The sequence below is a fragment of the Vibrio sp. NFR genome (assembly GCF_027587095.1).
In the GTDB taxonomy this organism is placed as follows: Bacteria; Pseudomonadota; Gammaproteobacteria; order Enterobacterales; family Vibrionaceae; genus Vibrio; species Vibrio harveyi.
The window spans coordinates 100,357-114,477 of sequence record NZ_JAPPTN010000009.1 but is presented as its reverse complement, the minus strand read 5'-3'; the positions used below and the strand labels follow the sequence as shown (position 1 = coordinate 114,477).

Genomic DNA, 14,121 nt, shown 5'->3' with positions numbered 1-14,121 from the left:
CGGGAAACAGAATATGCCTATCAGCACGCCTCAAGAAATTATTGATGACATTCGCGCGGGCAAAATGGTCATCCTAATGGATGATGAAGACCGCGAGAATGAAGGTGATTTGATCATGGCTGCCGAGCACATTACGCCGGAAGCAATCAACTTTATGGCTACGCATGGTCGTGGCTTGATCTGTCTAACCATGACAAAAGCACGTTGTGAAAGCCTTGGTTTACCGCCAATGGTGCAAGACAACAATGCGCAATACACCACGAACTTTACCGTTTCTATTGAAGCGGCTGAAGGTGTTACGACAGGTATCTCTGCCGCAGACCGTGCTCGCACTGTACAAGCAGCCGTTGCGCCAAATGCGAAAGCAGCTGATTTAGTTCAACCTGGTCATATCTTCCCTCTAGCAGCACAAGATGGTGGCGTTCTAACTCGCGCTGGTCATACAGAAGCTGGCTGCGATTTGGCTCGCCTTGCAGGTCTAGAGCCAGCATCGGTTATCGTTGAGATCCTAAACGACGACGGCACGATGGCACGTCGTCCTGATCTTGAAGTATTTGCTGAAAAGCACGGCTTAAAGCTAGGTACTATTGCGGACTTGATTGAATACCGCAATAACACCGAAACAACGATTGAACGTGTTGCTGAGTGTGCATTGCCAACAGAGTTCGGTGAGTTCACGCTTGTGACTTACAAAGACACGATTGATAACCAAGTGCACTACGCAATGTGTAAGGGTGACCTTGCTTCTGAAGCGCCATTGGTCCGCGTTCATTTACAAGATGTATTTACCGATGTCCTTCGAAGTGACCGCAACGCAGAGCGTAGCTGGACACTTGAGAAAGCAATGAAGCGCATTGGCGAAGAAGGTGGTGTTCTGGTTGTACTTGGCAACGAAGAGTCAACCGATCTGCTTATTCACCGAGTGAAAATGTTTGAAGCACAAGACAAAGGCGAAGCACCAACGCTTGCTAAGAAGCAAGGTACGTCACGCCGAGTGGGTGTCGGCTCTCAAATCCTTGCTGATCTGGGCATTCACGATATGCGCCTGCTTTCTTCAACCAACAAGAAGTACCACGCACTCGGCGGTTTTGGTCTGAATGTGGTTGAGTACGTCTGCGAATAATAACTGACCAGCGAGTTCCTAGTCTTACACGCACTTATCGTCGCTAAGGCGAGGAACTCGTGATTCGTCCCCAATTTCCATTAGATATTGCTCACAAAATTGTGATAGAATCCGGCGATTCTCACTTGATGAACAATTTTCACTTATAAATAGAGTTAAAGGAAAGCTTATGAAAGTGATCGAGGGTGGCTTCCCAGCGCCAAATGCAAAAATTGCTATCGTTATTTCTCGTTTCAACAGTTTTATTAACGAAAGCCTACTATCTGGTGCGATCGATACACTAAAGCGTCACGGACAAGTAAGCGAAGACAACATCACTGTTGTTCGTTGCCCAGGTGCCGTAGAACTACCTCTCGTAGCTCAACGTGTTGCTAAAACTGGTAAGTACGATGCAATCGTATCTCTAGGTACAGTAATTCGTGGCGGTACACCGCACTTTGACTATGTTTGTAGTGAGTGTAACAAGGGTCTTGCACAAGTTTCTCTGGAGTACAGTCTTCCAGTAGCATTTGGTGTATTGACTGTTGATACTATCGATCAAGCGATTGAACGCGCAGGAACCAAGGCTGGTAATAAAGGTGCAGAGGCTGCACTAAGCGCACTTGAAATGATTAATGTACTATCTGAAATTGATTCCTAATGGGGGCCAGTGTGAAACCAGCCGCACGTCGTAACGCACGTCAATTCGCTCTACAAGCGATCTATTCATGGCAAATTACTAAAGATAATGTTGCCACGATCGAAGAACAGTTTTTGTCTGGCGACAAATACGATGAAGAAGAACTTCACGCATCTGAGCCTGCACTTACTGCTCCAGAAACAGACGTAGCTTACTTCCGTGAACTACTAAGCGGTGTTGTACTTAGCCACTCTGAGCTAGATAGCAAAATCCGTCCATACGTGTCTCGTCCAATGCAGGACCTAGACATGATGGAACTTGCTCTTCTTCGCCTTGCTATGTACGAGATGACTCGTCGCGAAGATGTTCCTTACAAAGTGGTAATCAACGAAGCGATTGAACTTGCAAAAGTATTCGCGGCAGAAGACAGCCACAAATTTGTGAATGGTGTGCTAGATAAAGCGGCGCCACACGTACGTAAGAAATAACGATTTCTTCATTAAAAAGGTCAGCAGATGCTGACCTTTTTTGTATCAAAAGCTTTTCCATCAAAAAGTAAGTGAATAATGTCTGGTGAATTCAATCTGATCGATAAGTACTTTGTTGGACGTCAAAGCCAACGCAAAGACGTACACCTAGCGGCGGGTGACGACTGTGCGTTAGTGAAAGCGCCAGATAACGTACAAATTGCCATTAGTACTGATACGTTAGTGGCTGGAACCCATTTTCTTGCGGATGCAAACCCTGCTTGGGTCGCACATAAGGCGTTGGCATCAAATATTAGTGATCTCGCGGCAATGGGTGCAACGCCGGCGTGGGTGAGCTTTGCATTGACGATGCCTAAGCCTGATGAAGCTTGGCTCGCGCCTTTCTGTGATGCATTTTTTGAGCTGGCGGATTATTTTGGTATTCAACTTATTGGTGGTGATACCACAAAAGGTCCACTGAGCCTGACGCTCACCGTGCAAGGGTTTGTACCAGAAGGGAAAGCACTGACTCGCTCTGGGGCGAAAGTCGGGGACTGGGTTTATGTCACGGGCAACCTTGGAGATGCCAAAGCCGGTCTGGATGTGATTCTGGATGATTCACTGCGCTCGCGTATTGCTGCGCAGGAACTTGAGACAGCGCATTATCTTAGCTCACCTCGTGTTTTGGCTGGTCAAGCGCTCGTTGGGTTGGCTTCGGCTGCGATTGATATCTCTGATGGTTTAATCTCTGATATCAAACACATCCTCAAACGTTCTGATGTTGGTGTGAGCTTAGATGTTTCCCAATTGCCAATTTCTTCAGAACTGGTTCAGTTTTTAGATGATAAGGTCATCGCACAGCAGTATGCTCTATCAAGTGGCGAAGAATACGAACTGTGCTTTACTGTGCCAGAGCAAAACCGTGGCTCATTACAAAGCGCTTTGTCTCATATCGGATGTAAAGTCACGTGTATTGGTCAGATTCGACCAAAAGGTACCTTCGAGCTGCATGATAACAATCAACCGCTTGATTGGTATCTGAGTGGCTTTGACCACTTTAAATGATATGAGCTAGGCTCTAGCCTAAGATTGAAACCAAACTTGCAGTATAGGTTTAAGGAAATGACCAACCCTCTCTCTCTGATTTCATTAAAGAACCCGTGGCATTTATTGGCGACAGGTTTTGGTAGCGGTTTATCACCTGTAGTGCCAGGCACAATGGGCACACTGGCATCTGTACCATTATTTCTATTGCTAGCCCAATTGCCTTTTCCACTATACGTGGTCGCCGTACTTGTCTCTTGTGTGATTGGCATTAAGATCTGCCAAGTGACATCAGACGACATGGGCGTTCATGACCATGGCTCAATCGTGTGGGATGAATTTGCGGGCTTTTGGATCACCATGAGCTTAGTGCCTGCACTGAATATTCCCTTAACAGAATGGAAATGGTTACTTACTGGTTTTATCTTGTTCCGCTTCTTTGACATGGTAAAACCGTGGCCTATTGGTTGGTTAGATAAACGTGTTCATGGCGGCTTAGGTATCATGATTGATGATATCGTGGCGGGCATTATGGCGGGTATCGCACTGTTTTTTGTGGCGAAATACGCAGGTTGGATGTAGTACCCACCACATAGCGCTGACCATCGACAAATAAACAAAAGGGATGCCAGAGCATCCCTTTTTTGTATTTACGCGATTTTATTGCTTTACGCTATTTACTTGGCTAGGTAATCGTTGATTGATTTCTCGATGCCTTGTGCGTCTAAACCAAGTTCTTCGTGCAGCTCGTCTTGCGTACCTTGAGGTATGAAGCGATCTGGCAAGCCAAGATTTAGTACTGGCTTGATGATCTTATCTTGCATCATAAACTCAATTACACCTGCACCAGCGCCACCTGCAATCGCATTCTCTTCTAGTGTAACCAGAACATCATGCTCAGCGGCGAGCTGACGGATCAAGGCTTCATCAAGAGGCTTAACAAAGCGCATATCAGCAACTGTTGCGTTGAGGTTTTCAGCCGCCTCCAGTGCGTTACCTAAGAAGGTACCGAAGCTAAGAATTGCCACTTTCTCGCCTTTACGCACGATACGACCTTTACCGATTTCAAGTGCAGTGAAGTCTTTTTCGATTTCAGTGCCCATACCGCTACCGCGTGGGTAACGAACCGCGCTTGGACCCGTGTGTTTGTGGCCTGTGTACAGCATCTGACGACATTCGTTTTCGTCACTTGGTGCCATGATTACCATGTTCGGGATACAACGCATAAAGCTGAGATCGAACGCACCTTGGTGAGTTTGACCATCTGCGCCAACCAGACCTGCACGGTCGATAGCGAACATCACTGGCAAATCCATGATCGCAACGTCGTGGATCAGTTGATCATAACCACGCTGTAGGAAGGTAGAGTAGATTGCTACGATCGGGTGATCGCCCGCAATTGCCATACCTGTTGCAAGTGTCACGGCATGCTGCTCTGCGATCGCTACGTCAAAGTACTGCTCAGGGTACTCTTTTGAGAAGCGAACCATACCAGAGCCTTCACGCATTGCTGGTGTAATCGCCATCAGCTTAGGATCTTGCGCTGCCATGTCACATAGGAAATCACCAAAGATCTTAGAGAAGGTTGGCTTGCCGCCACTGCTCTTCGGCAAACTGTTATGTGATGGGTCGAACTTTGGTACACCGTGGTAGCCGATAGGATCTTTTTCTGCTGGCTCATAACCTTTACCTTTCTTGGTCATGATGTGCAGGAATTGTGGACCTTTCAACTCACGCATGTTTTTCAATGTCTTGACGAGCTCGTTGACATCGTGACCATCGATAGGACCGATGTAGTTGAAGCCAAGCTCCTCGAATAACGTGCCAGGAACGACCATGCCTTTTAGGTGTTCTTCTGTACGACGCACCAACTCTTTGATCGGTGGGACGCCGGACAGTACTTTCTTGCCGCCTTCACGGATAGAAGTGTATAAGCTGCCAGAAAGGACTTTTGCAAGGTGATTGTTCAGCGCGCCTACGTTCTCTGAAATCGACATTTCGTTGTCGTTTAGAATCACTAGCATGTCAGGGTGAACGTCACCAGCGTGGTTCATTGCTTCAAAAGCCATACCAGCCGTAATGGCACCATCACCGATTACGCTGACCACTTTACGACCTTGACCTTCTTTTTCTGCGCTAATGGCCATACCGAGACCAGCACTGATAGAAGTCGATGAGTGACCAACAGATAAAGTGTCGTACTCGCTCTCTTCGCGCCAAGGGAATGGGTGAAGCCCGCCTTTTTGACGGATAGTCGGCATTTGGTCACGACGACCTGTCAGAATCTTATGTGGGTAAGCCTGATGACCCACATCCCAGATTAGCTGGTCAACAGGTGTGTTATATACATAGTGCAGAGCGACCGTTAGCTCTACTGTGCCTAAGCCAGACGCTAAATGTCCGCTAGACTGACTCACTGAATTTAGCAGATACGTGCGTAGTTCATCGCACAATGTCGGCAATGTTTCTTTCGGAAGAAGACGCAACTCCTCCGGTGTATTTGCTAACGCCAGTGTCGGGTATTTTGAAATATCAAGAGTCATATAAATGCGCGCTTATAGTTTAGTTCTTGCGCTCGATGACATATCGGGCGAACTCTTCGAGTAACTGAGTATTGTATGGGATTGCTTCCAATGCTTGAAGTGCTTCCTGTAACAGAGTGTGAGCTTTCTCCATTGCTCCCTCCAAACCCAGTAGAGATGGATAAGTGCTCTTGTTCAGCTCTTGGTCTGAGCCTTGAGGCTTACCCAGTGTTTCTGTGTCACTAATGATATCAAGAATATCGTCTTGAACCTGAAACGCCAGACCGATCGCTTTTGAGTAGCGTTCTAGGTGTGGCAATACTTCCAGGCCTTTTTCGCCTGCGGCTAACGCACCAAGTTTGACCGCACAGTTAATCAGTGCACCAGTTTTATTGCGATGAATTTCTTCTAAATCTGCGAGAGAAACTCGACGATTCTCTGCACCTAAATCTAACGCTTGACCAAGGCACATGCCACTTGCACCAGAAGCTTGCGCTAGTGCTTGTACCATCTTTATACGCTGGCTTTCCGCGTTCGGATTCAGTTTACCTTCAGCAAGAATCGTGAATGCCAATGTTTGTAGAGCATCACCAGTCAAGATTGCTGTGGCTTCATCAAACTTAATGTGGCAAGTCGGTTGACCGCGACGCAGCGCATCGTCGTCCATTGCAGGTAGATCATCGTGAATCAGAGAGTAGGCGTGAATACACTCAATAGCAGACGCTGGCGTGTCGAGATCTTCTGGCTTACAACCTAGCATTTGACCAGTGATGTAAACAAGGAAAGGACGAACACGTTTTCCGCCAAGCAGCAGACCATATTTCATCGCTTGAATCAGCGGCTGTTCTTGGTGAGGCAATTGCTCAAGCCACAGATTGAGTTGTTGGTTGTTTCGTTGTTGATAAGACGTCAATGTCTCTTGCATCACATTGCTCACTACTGATTATTATTCTGACTCAGGGGTGAAGTCACTCAGTGGTGCTTCATCATCTTCGCTAAGAAGAATGCTTACGCGCTGTTCGGCGTCGCTCAGTTTTGTTTGACCAGCACGAGCCAGTGCAATGCCACGTTCAAATTTACGTAGGGCATCATCAAGGGCAAGATCGCCATTCTCTAATTGATCAACTAAGCTATCTAGCTCTTCAATTGTTGCTTCGAAGGTCATATTTTCTGGTTTCTTGACCGCCATCTTTTATCTGCCTTAATAGAGCCTCTAATAGAATGCACGCAAGTTACCTTAGCCTACTAAGTTGGTCAAATTTAACCTTATATAATTGTCACAAAATTAGCGTTAGACAGGTCTGATAAGACGATATTGATCATAGACTTCGGAGCTAAACGATCTTTTTGTGACGTATTGACCAAGATTTTTCTAAAAAAACTGTTCTAGTTGTCGATACAAGTAATAATTCGCCTGACTAGGCAATATTTAAGTATAGCGAGAGGAGTGCTTTGTGGATTTAGCAACCCTAATAGGTTTGATCGGTGGTTTTGCATTCGTCATCATGGCGATGGTGCTAGGCGGCAGCATCGGTATGTTCGTAGACGTTACCTCAATCCTAATCGTAGTTGGTGGCTCTGCATTTGTTGTGTTGATGAAGTTCACCATGGGGCAGTTCTTCGGTGCGACAAAGATCGCAGGTAAAGCGTTCATGTTTAAAGCCGATGAGCCAGAAGATCTGATCGCTAAGATTGTTGAAATGGCAGACGCGGCACGTAAAGGTGGTTTCCTCGCTCTTGAAGAGATGGAAATCAACAACAGCTTTATGCAGAAAGGCATCGATTTACTGGTTGATGGACATGATGCCGACGTTGTACGTGCGGCACTACAGAAAGACATTGCACTTACCGATGAGCGCCATACGCAAGGTACAGGCGTGTTTCGTGCATTTGGTGACGTAGCCCCTGCGATGGGGATGATCGGTACACTGGTTGGTCTGGTAGCCATGCTTTCAAACATGGATGACCCAAAAGCGATCGGTCCTGCGATGGCGGTAGCGCTTTTGACCACACTATACGGTGCGGTGCTTTCTAACATGGTGTTTTTCCCAATTGCAGACAAGCTTTCATTACGTCGCGATCAAGAAACGTTAAACCGTCGTTTGATTATGGATGGTGTTTTGGCGATCCAAGATGGTCAAAACCCTCGTGTTATCGATAGTTACTTGAAGAACTACCTCAACGAGGGTAAACGCGCTCTCGAGATAGACGAGTAATCCGGAGGTCATCTGATGGATGAAGATAACAAATGTGATTGTCCGCCACCCGGTCTCCCGCTGTGGATGGGGACATTCGCTGACTTGATGTCACTGCTGATGTGTTTCTTCGTACTGCTGCTTTCGTTTTCGGAAATGGACGTATTGAAGTTCAAACAAATTGCGGGCTCGATGAAGTTCGCTTTTGGTGTACAAAACCAACTTGAAGTGAAGGACATCCCAAAAGGTACCAGCATCATCGCTCAGGAATTTCGACCGGGTCGCCCTGAGCCGACGCCAATTGATGTCATCATGCAGCAAACCATGGACATCACTCAGCAGACGTTGGAATTCCATGAAGGGGAATCTGACCGAGCAGGTGGTACTAAACGTGACCAAGGTAAGCTGACGGGGGGACAATCACCAGAAACTTCAACGCAAAACAATCAATCGGCAGAAGCAGACATGCAACAACAGCAGTCTGAACAAACGTCGCAAGAGATGGAAACCTTGATGGAAAGCATCAAGAAAGCGTTGGAGCGAGAGATTGAGCAAGGCGCGATTGAAGTAGAAAACCTCGGTCAGCAAATTGTGATTCGAATGCGAGAGAAAGGCGCGTTCCCTGAAGGATCGGCGTTCTTACAGCCGAAATTCAGACCACTAGTACGCCAGATTGCCGAACTGGTGAAAGACGTACCGGGTATTGTTCGAGTGTCTGGACATACGGACAACCAACCGCTGGATTCTGAGCTGTATCGTTCTAACTGGGACTTGTCTTCGCAACGAGCTGTATCGGTTGCCCAAGAGATGGAGAAAGTAAGAGGCTTCTCGCACCAACGCTTACGAGTGCGAGGCATGGCTGATACTGAGCCATTAGCGCCAAACGATTCTGATGCAAACCGCGCACTTAACCGCCGTGTTGAAATCAGCATCATGCAAGGTGAACCACTTTACAGTGAAGAAGTGCCCGTAATTCAATAAGCGGATATTTGTTCTTATACTAAAAGCGAGCGTTAGCTCGCTTTTTTTGTCATTCCATTTCGCTTAGGTGTATAATCTTGCGCCTTTGAAGTGAGCTCAGGCTACCTTTTATGACCAAAACGCACTTTTGCTGCGTATGAAGCATCGAGGTGGAGTATCACTCATTGTTGATTGCGAAACTAACCTGCGAACTAGACTATGAAATTTATTGTAAAGCCCCATCCAGAAATTTTTGTAAAAAGTGAATCTGTGCGTAAGCGCTTCACAAAGATTTTAGAGTGCAACATTCGTAACATCGTTAAGAGCCGTACGGAGTCTGTCGCGGTATTCAACCGTCGTGATCACATTGAAGTGACCTCTGAGAGTGACGAGTTCCACGCTGAAGTTTTAGAAATCCTGACGCACACGCCAGGTATTCACCATATTCTTGAAGTAAAACAAACTGAATTCAAAGACTTGCACGATATCTACGAGCAAGTGTTGGAGCTAAGCGGTTCACTGATCGAAGGCAAGACTTTCGTAGTGCGTGCTAAGCGTCGTGGTAAACACGAATTTACTTCTATTGAGTTAGAGCGTTACGTAGGTGGCGGTCTTAACCAAGCGGTAGAAAGCGCTCGAGTTAAGCTAAGTAAGCCAGACGTAACGATCAACGTTGAAGTGACTAACGACAAGCTAAACCAAGTGTTGGCACGTCACAAAGGTCTAGGTGGTTTCCCTCTAGGTACACAAGAAGACGTACTAAGCCTGATCTCGGGTGGTTTCGACTCTGGTGTTTCTAGCTACCTACATATCAAACGTGGCTCAAAAGTACATTACTGTTTCTTTAACCTAGGTGGTCCAGCACATGAAATCGGCGTTAAGCAGGTTTCTCACTACCTATGGAATAAATACGGCTCTTCAGCAAAAGTACGTTTCATCTCAGTTGATTTCGAGCCTGTAGTTGCAGAAATCCTAGAGAAAGTCGATGACGGTCAGATGGGCGTGATCCTGAAGCGTATGTTCATGCGTGCAGCAGGTATGATCGCTCAGAAGATGAAGATCGAAGCATTGGTAACAGGTGAAGCGCTGGGTCAGGTATCGAGCCAGACGCTGACTAACCTACGCCATATCGATAACGTAACAGATACTCTGATTCTGCGTCCGCTGATCAACTGGGATAAAGAAGATATCATCAACCTAGCGCGTGAAATCGGCACAGAAGACTTTGCGAAGACGATGCCAGAATACTGTGGTGTTATCTCTAAGAAGCCAACTGTGAAAGCGGTGAAAGGTAAGCTAGAAGCAGAAGAAGAGAAATTCGACTTCAGCATCCTTGAGCAAGTGGTTCAAGAAGCTCGTATGATGGACATCCGTGATATCGCAAAAGAGTCACAGGAAGCAGCACCAGAAGTTGAACAAGTACAAGCAGTAGAAGAAAACGCAATCGTATTGGATATCCGTAGCCCTGAAGAGGAAGACGATAACCCACTAGAAATCGATGGTGTTGATGTTAAACATATTCCATTCTACAAACTGGGTACTCAGTTTGGTGATCTAGACCAAGCTAAGACATACCTACTGTACTGTGACCGTGGTGTGATGAGCCGTCTGCAAGCACTTTACTTGCAAGAGCAAGGTTTCAACAACGTGAAGGTTTACCGCCCATAATCGCGTTGTAATGCTGACAATCACAAAAGCGCAAATTGAGAAATCAGTTTGCGCTTTTTTCGTTTTAGCACGCGCAAAATTTTCCCTAATGAAGTGATAAGATTGAGCTCAATCGCACGCTTCGGGATTTGTATTGATATAACGATAATTAATCCGAAATCAGGATGAAAAGGTGATGTTGATACCAATTTCTGAAGAAGAGGGACAGTGGGATTTTTTAGATAAAAAAACACCGCCTAATAAGGCGGTGCAAGAAATTTGACAGACAGGTCAAAATAAATACAGGAAGTATCTGTTTTGTCACAGGGAGTGTGGACAAAACATATGGTAGAAATCTACCTAACTCGAAATACGAGTTTGCAAACACAACATCGCAACAACGAAGCCAATTGATTCACAAAAGGAATCAAGCCGTTCAGGCTCGTGTTGCGGGATGAAATATAGAATTTATCTGGCTGTTCGGCAACGGACATTTTATAATGTTTCAGATAAAAAAAACTAATCCTACTTGAGGTCCCATAATGTCTCGCAGATTGCCTCCGTTGAATTCACTTCGCGTTTTTGAAGCGGCTGCTCGCCATCTCAGTTTTACCCGTGCTGCTGAAGAGTTGTTTGTTACTCAAGCAGCAGTGAGTCACCAAATTAAAGCGTTAGAAGAGTTCTTATCTTTGAAACTTTTCCGTCGTCGCAACCGCTCTTTGTTGCTAACGGAAGAGGGGCAAAGTTACTTTCTAGACATCAAAGATATTTTCACTTCGATTGCAGAAGCGACCGATAAGGTATTGGAACGTAGTGAAAAAGGTGCGTTGACCATCAGTTTGCCACCAAGTTTTGCAATCCAATGGCTGGTACCTCGCTTGGCGGATTTTAATGCCCAAGAACCGGACATCGATGTGCGTATTAAAGCGGTTGATATGGACGAAGGTTCACTGACTGATGATGTTGATGTGGCTATCTATTATGGTCGTGGTAACTGGCCTGGTTTGCGTGCCGATAAACTCTACCAAGAGTTTTTGATCCCACTTTGTTCACCTTCGTTACTTTTAGGTAACAAACCATTAGAATCTCTAAGTGACCTTAAATTACACACCTTGTTACATGATACCTCTCGTAAAGATTGGAAGCAGTTCGCTCGCCAGCAGAATATCGAAGGCATCAATGTGAACCATGGTCCTATTTTCAGCCACTCGACCATGGTGCTTCAAGCTGCTGCGCACGGGCAAGGTGTCGCTCTAGGTAACAACGTGCTAGCCAAACCTGAAATGGAAGCGGGACGCTTAATCGCGCCATTTGATGAGGTATTGGTGTCGAAGAATGCCTTCTATGTGGTGTGTCACGAACAGCAAGCGGATATGGGACGTATCGCGACGTTTAGGGACTGGATGCTGGCAACCGCAAGAAAAGAACAAGAGGAAGTATTGGATGAGCCATTGGATAGCTGAGGGACCTGAAAACGGACCGCTGTTTATTTTTGCTCACGGCGCAGGGGCAGGCATGGAACACGATTTCATGACTGCCGTCGCCAAAGGATTAGTTGAGCAGGGTATACGCGTGGTGCGTTTTAATTTCCCTTACATGGTTAAGCGAGCGGAAGATGGCAAGAAGCGTCCGCCAGATCGTGCCCCAAAACTTCTTGAAGCTTATGAAGAAGTGATCGCTCACTTTACTTCTCAACCTATCGTGATTGGCGGTAAGTCGATGGGTGGGCGTATGTCGAGCTTACTCGCCGATAATGCGCTGGTGGCGGGTGTTGCCTGTTTAGGTTTCCCTTTTCATCCTCCCGGTAAACCAGAGAAATACAAAGGTGAGCATTTAGCGAGTATCGAAAAGCCAACTTTAATCCTGCAAGGTGAGCGCGATACATTCGGCAAGCGCGAAGAGTTCGAAGGCTTTGCATTATCAGAGCAGGTCACAGTGAGCTTTCTGCCAGACGGTGATCACAGCTTTAAGCCACGCAAGAGCTCTGGCTATACAGAGGCAGGTAACATTGCTTCAACAGTGGAGCAGTTAGCGACATTTATTAAAGAGGTGTCCTGTGAAAAGTAAGTGGTTACTCTCATTTACTGGTCTTTCTGGCTTAACATCAGTGGCGCTAGGTGCATTTGCTGCACATGGTTTGAAAGCAAAGTTATCGCCTTATTTACTGGGCGTCTTTGAAACCGGCGTTTTGTATCAGTTCATCCATACTTTGGCTATCGCATTTTGTGCGATTTTGCTGTTGCTCAATTTGGGACAAAAAGCACAAAAGTATTTTTTCATCGCGGCGATTTGCTTTATCATCGGCATCTTTTGTTTTAGCGGCAGTCTTTACGCGCTGGCGCTGACGGGCATTAAGTGGTTTGGACCAATTACTCCTATGGGAGGATTCTTGTTCATGATCGGTTGGTGTCTGTTCTTTTTTGCTGCGTTTAATATCAAAGAGGTCTCCAAGTGAAACAACTAATGCTCTATTGCCGTTCTGGCTTTGAGAAAGAGTGTGCTGGTGAAATTCAGGACAAAGCAACACAATTGGAAGTGTATGGCTTCCCTCGTGTGAAGAAAAACTCAGGTTATGTTGTCTTCGAATGTTACCAAGATGGAGACGCAGATAAGCTAGCAAAAGGCTTAGACTTTAGCGCACTGATTTTTGCACGTCAGATGTTTGCTGTGGCTGCCGAGTTCGAAGCGCTACCAAGCGATGACCGTATCAGCCCAATTCTTGCTGAATTGTCTGAAATCGAAGCATTCCCACGTTGTGGCGATCTGCGTATTGAAACTCCCGATACTAACGAAGCGAAAGAGTTATTGAAGTTTTGCCGCAAGTTCACGGTACCAATGCGTCAGGCGATGCGTGGTAAAGGTCTGATGTGGAACAAAGACAACGCGAAGAAGCCAGTACTGCATATTTGCTTTGTGGCTCCGGGTCATTGTTACGTGGGTTACTCATACCCAGGCAACAACTCGCAGTTCTTCATGGGTATTCCTCGCCTTAAGTTCCCTGCAGATGCGCCAAGCCGTTCAACGTTGAAATTAGAAGAAGCATTCCATGTCTTCATTCCACGTGAGGAATGGGATGAGCGTTTGGCTCCTGGCATGTGGGGTGTTGACCTAGGTGCTTGTCCGGGCGGTTGGACTTACCAATTGGTGAAACGTTCGATGTTTGTTCACTGTGTGGATAACGGCATGATGGCGGATAGCCTAATGGAAACGGGTCAAATTAAACACCACATGGTAGATGGCTTTAAATTTGAACCAGACCGTAAGAACGTTACTTGGATTGTATGTGACATGGTTGAGAAGCCAGCACGCGTTGCGCACCTTATGGGGCAATGGCTGCTAAAAGGTTGGGCGAAAGAAGCGATTTTCAACCTTAAGCTTCCAATGAAAGGTCGTTACGATGAAGTGCTGCAAGATCTTGAAAACCTAAAAATGTTCCTGATTGAGAACAAGGTGAAATTCAAGCTGCAAGCGAAGCACCTATACCATGACCGCGAAGAGATCACGATTCACATTCAATGTCTGTCTAATATCTCACCACACTAAG

15 protein-coding genes are annotated in these 14,121 nt (G+C 46.3%); 12 read left to right on the top strand and 3 right to left on the bottom strand.

What is annotated here, in order from left to right:
* The first annotated feature begins 13 nt into the window (after nt 1-13).
* The 5 genes from ribBA to pgpA all read left to right on the top strand — a co-directional run bounded on the left by ribBA (nt 14) and on the right by pgpA (nt 3,835).
* Nucleotides 14-1,123: a bifunctional 3,4-dihydroxy-2-butanone-4-phosphate synthase/GTP cyclohydrolase II gene (gene ribBA / locus OH463_RS17445; RefSeq protein ID WP_005447594.1), complete on the top strand. Its 1,110-nt coding sequence runs from the start codon at nt 14-16 to the stop codon at nt 1,121-1,123.
* Between the two features lie 169 nt (nt 1,124-1,292).
* Nucleotides 1,293-1,763 (top strand): 6,7-dimethyl-8-ribityllumazine synthase, encoded by a 471-nt coding sequence (ribH, locus tag OH463_RS17440; protein WP_005440184.1) that lies wholly within the window; start codon nt 1,293-1,295, stop codon nt 1,761-1,763.
* Nucleotides 1,763-2,230, top strand: a complete 468-nt coding sequence (gene nusB / locus OH463_RS17435; RefSeq protein WP_269991802.1) for a transcription antitermination factor NusB — start codon at nt 1,763-1,765, stop codon at nt 2,228-2,230. Before ribH ends, nusB begins: the two co-directional genes overlap by 1 nt.
* A gap of 78 nt (nt 2,231-2,308) precedes the next feature.
* Nucleotides 2,309-3,274 carry a thiamine-phosphate kinase gene (gene thiL, locus OH463_RS17430; RefSeq protein WP_269991800.1) on the top strand — a complete coding sequence of 322 codons (966 nt, stop codon included), beginning with the start codon at nt 2,309-2,311 and terminating at the stop codon, nt 3,272-3,274.
* A gap of 57 nt (nt 3,275-3,331) precedes the next feature.
* Complete coding sequence (pgpA, locus tag OH463_RS17425) at nt 3,332-3,835, top strand: phosphatidylglycerophosphatase A (RefSeq protein WP_005447591.1); 504 nt, start codon at nt 3,332-3,334, stop codon at nt 3,833-3,835.
* A 95-nt stretch (nt 3,836-3,930) separates the two neighbouring features.
* On the opposite strand, the gene dxs is transcribed toward pgpA, so the two are convergent.
* The 3 genes from dxs to xseB are packed head-to-tail and all read right to left on the bottom strand — an operon-like array spanning nt 3,931 to nt 6,964.
* Nucleotides 3,931-5,796, bottom strand: a complete 1,866-nt coding sequence (dxs, locus tag OH463_RS17420) for a 1-deoxy-D-xylulose-5-phosphate synthase (RefSeq protein WP_038898515.1) — start codon at nt 5,794-5,796, stop codon at nt 3,931-3,933.
* A 19-nt stretch (nt 5,797-5,815) separates the two neighbouring features.
* Nucleotides 5,816-6,700 (bottom strand): (2E,6E)-farnesyl diphosphate synthase, encoded by an 885-nt coding sequence (gene ispA, locus OH463_RS17415; protein ID WP_005447589.1) that lies wholly within the window; start codon nt 6,698-6,700, stop codon nt 5,816-5,818.
* Nucleotides 6,701-6,721: 21 nt separating this feature from the next.
* Nucleotides 6,722-6,964: an exodeoxyribonuclease VII small subunit gene (gene xseB / locus OH463_RS17410; protein ID WP_038898518.1), complete on the bottom strand. Its 243-nt coding sequence runs from the start codon at nt 6,962-6,964 to the stop codon at nt 6,722-6,724.
* A 265-nt stretch (nt 6,965-7,229) separates the two neighbouring features.
* Between xseB and pomA the strand changes: the two genes are divergently transcribed.
* The 7 genes from pomA to rlmM all read left to right on the top strand — a co-directional run bounded on the left by pomA (nt 7,230) and on the right by rlmM (nt 14,120).
* Complete coding sequence (gene pomA, locus OH463_RS17405; protein WP_005427558.1) at nt 7,230-7,991, top strand: flagellar motor protein PomA; 762 nt, start codon at nt 7,230-7,232, stop codon at nt 7,989-7,991.
* A 15-nt stretch (nt 7,992-8,006) separates the two neighbouring features.
* Nucleotides 8,007-8,951 carry a flagellar motor protein MotB gene (locus tag OH463_RS17400; RefSeq protein WP_005447588.1) on the top strand — a complete coding sequence of 315 codons (945 nt, stop codon included), beginning with the start codon at nt 8,007-8,009 and terminating at the stop codon, nt 8,949-8,951.
* A 198-nt stretch (nt 8,952-9,149) separates the two neighbouring features.
* Nucleotides 9,150-10,598: a tRNA uracil 4-sulfurtransferase ThiI gene (thiI, locus tag OH463_RS17395; RefSeq protein ID WP_005447587.1), complete on the top strand. Its 1,449-nt coding sequence runs from the start codon at nt 9,150-9,152 to the stop codon at nt 10,596-10,598.
* A gap of 521 nt (nt 10,599-11,119) precedes the next feature.
* Nucleotides 11,120-12,040 (top strand): transcriptional regulator GcvA, encoded by a 921-nt coding sequence (locus OH463_RS17390; RefSeq protein ID WP_005447583.1) that lies wholly within the window; start codon nt 11,120-11,122, stop codon nt 12,038-12,040.
* Nucleotides 12,021-12,644, top strand: a complete 624-nt coding sequence (locus OH463_RS17385) for an alpha/beta fold hydrolase (RefSeq protein ID WP_005447578.1) — start codon at nt 12,021-12,023, stop codon at nt 12,642-12,644. The genes OH463_RS17390 and OH463_RS17385 overlap by 20 nt, the downstream gene beginning before the upstream one ends.
* On the top strand, nt 12,634-13,032 hold the full coding sequence (locus OH463_RS17380; RefSeq protein WP_005447577.1) for a DUF423 domain-containing protein: 399 nt from the start codon (nt 12,634-12,636) through the stop codon (nt 13,030-13,032). The genes OH463_RS17385 and OH463_RS17380 overlap by 11 nt, the downstream gene beginning before the upstream one ends.
* Nucleotides 13,029-14,120, top strand: coding sequence for a 23S rRNA (cytidine(2498)-2'-O)-methyltransferase RlmM (gene rlmM, locus OH463_RS17375; RefSeq protein WP_017188443.1), 1,092 nt, complete (start codon nt 13,029-13,031; stop codon nt 14,118-14,120). The genes OH463_RS17380 and rlmM overlap by 4 nt, the downstream gene beginning before the upstream one ends.
* The last annotated feature ends 1 nt before the right edge of the window (nt 14,121 follow it).

Excerpts from the sequence above, each read along its gene's own strand:
- OH463_RS17385 (WP_005447578.1), top strand. The coding sequence starts at position 12,021 with ATGAGCCATTGGATAGCTGAGGGACCTGAAAACGGACCGCTGTTTATT.
- xseB (WP_038898518.1), bottom strand. The coding sequence starts at position 6,964 with ATGGCGGTCAAGAAACCAGAAAATATGACCTTCGAAGCAACAATTGAA.
- ribH (WP_005440184.1), top strand. The coding sequence starts at position 1,293 with ATGAAAGTGATCGAGGGTGGCTTCCCAGCGCCAAATGCAAAAATTGCT.
- nusB (WP_269991802.1), top strand. The coding sequence starts at position 1,763 with ATGGGGGCCAGTGTGAAACCAGCCGCACGTCGTAACGCACGTCAATTC.
- dxs (WP_038898515.1), bottom strand. The coding sequence starts at position 5,796 with ATGACTCTTGATATTTCAAAATACCCGACACTGGCGTTAGCAAATACA.
- thiL (WP_269991800.1), top strand. The coding sequence starts at position 2,309 with ATGTCTGGTGAATTCAATCTGATCGATAAGTACTTTGTTGGACGTCAA.
- OH463_RS17390 (WP_005447583.1), top strand. The coding sequence starts at position 11,120 with ATGTCTCGCAGATTGCCTCCGTTGAATTCACTTCGCGTTTTTGAAGCG.
- ribBA (WP_005447594.1), top strand. The coding sequence starts at position 14 with ATGCCTATCAGCACGCCTCAAGAAATTATTGATGACATTCGCGCGGGC.
- ispA (WP_005447589.1), bottom strand. The coding sequence starts at position 6,700 with ATGCAAGAGACATTGACGTCTTATCAACAACGAAACAACCAACAACTC.
- OH463_RS17400 (WP_005447588.1), top strand. The coding sequence starts at position 8,007 with ATGGATGAAGATAACAAATGTGATTGTCCGCCACCCGGTCTCCCGCTG.
- pgpA (WP_005447591.1), top strand. The coding sequence starts at position 3,332 with ATGACCAACCCTCTCTCTCTGATTTCATTAAAGAACCCGTGGCATTTA.
- thiI (WP_005447587.1), top strand. The coding sequence starts at position 9,150 with ATGAAATTTATTGTAAAGCCCCATCCAGAAATTTTTGTAAAAAGTGAA.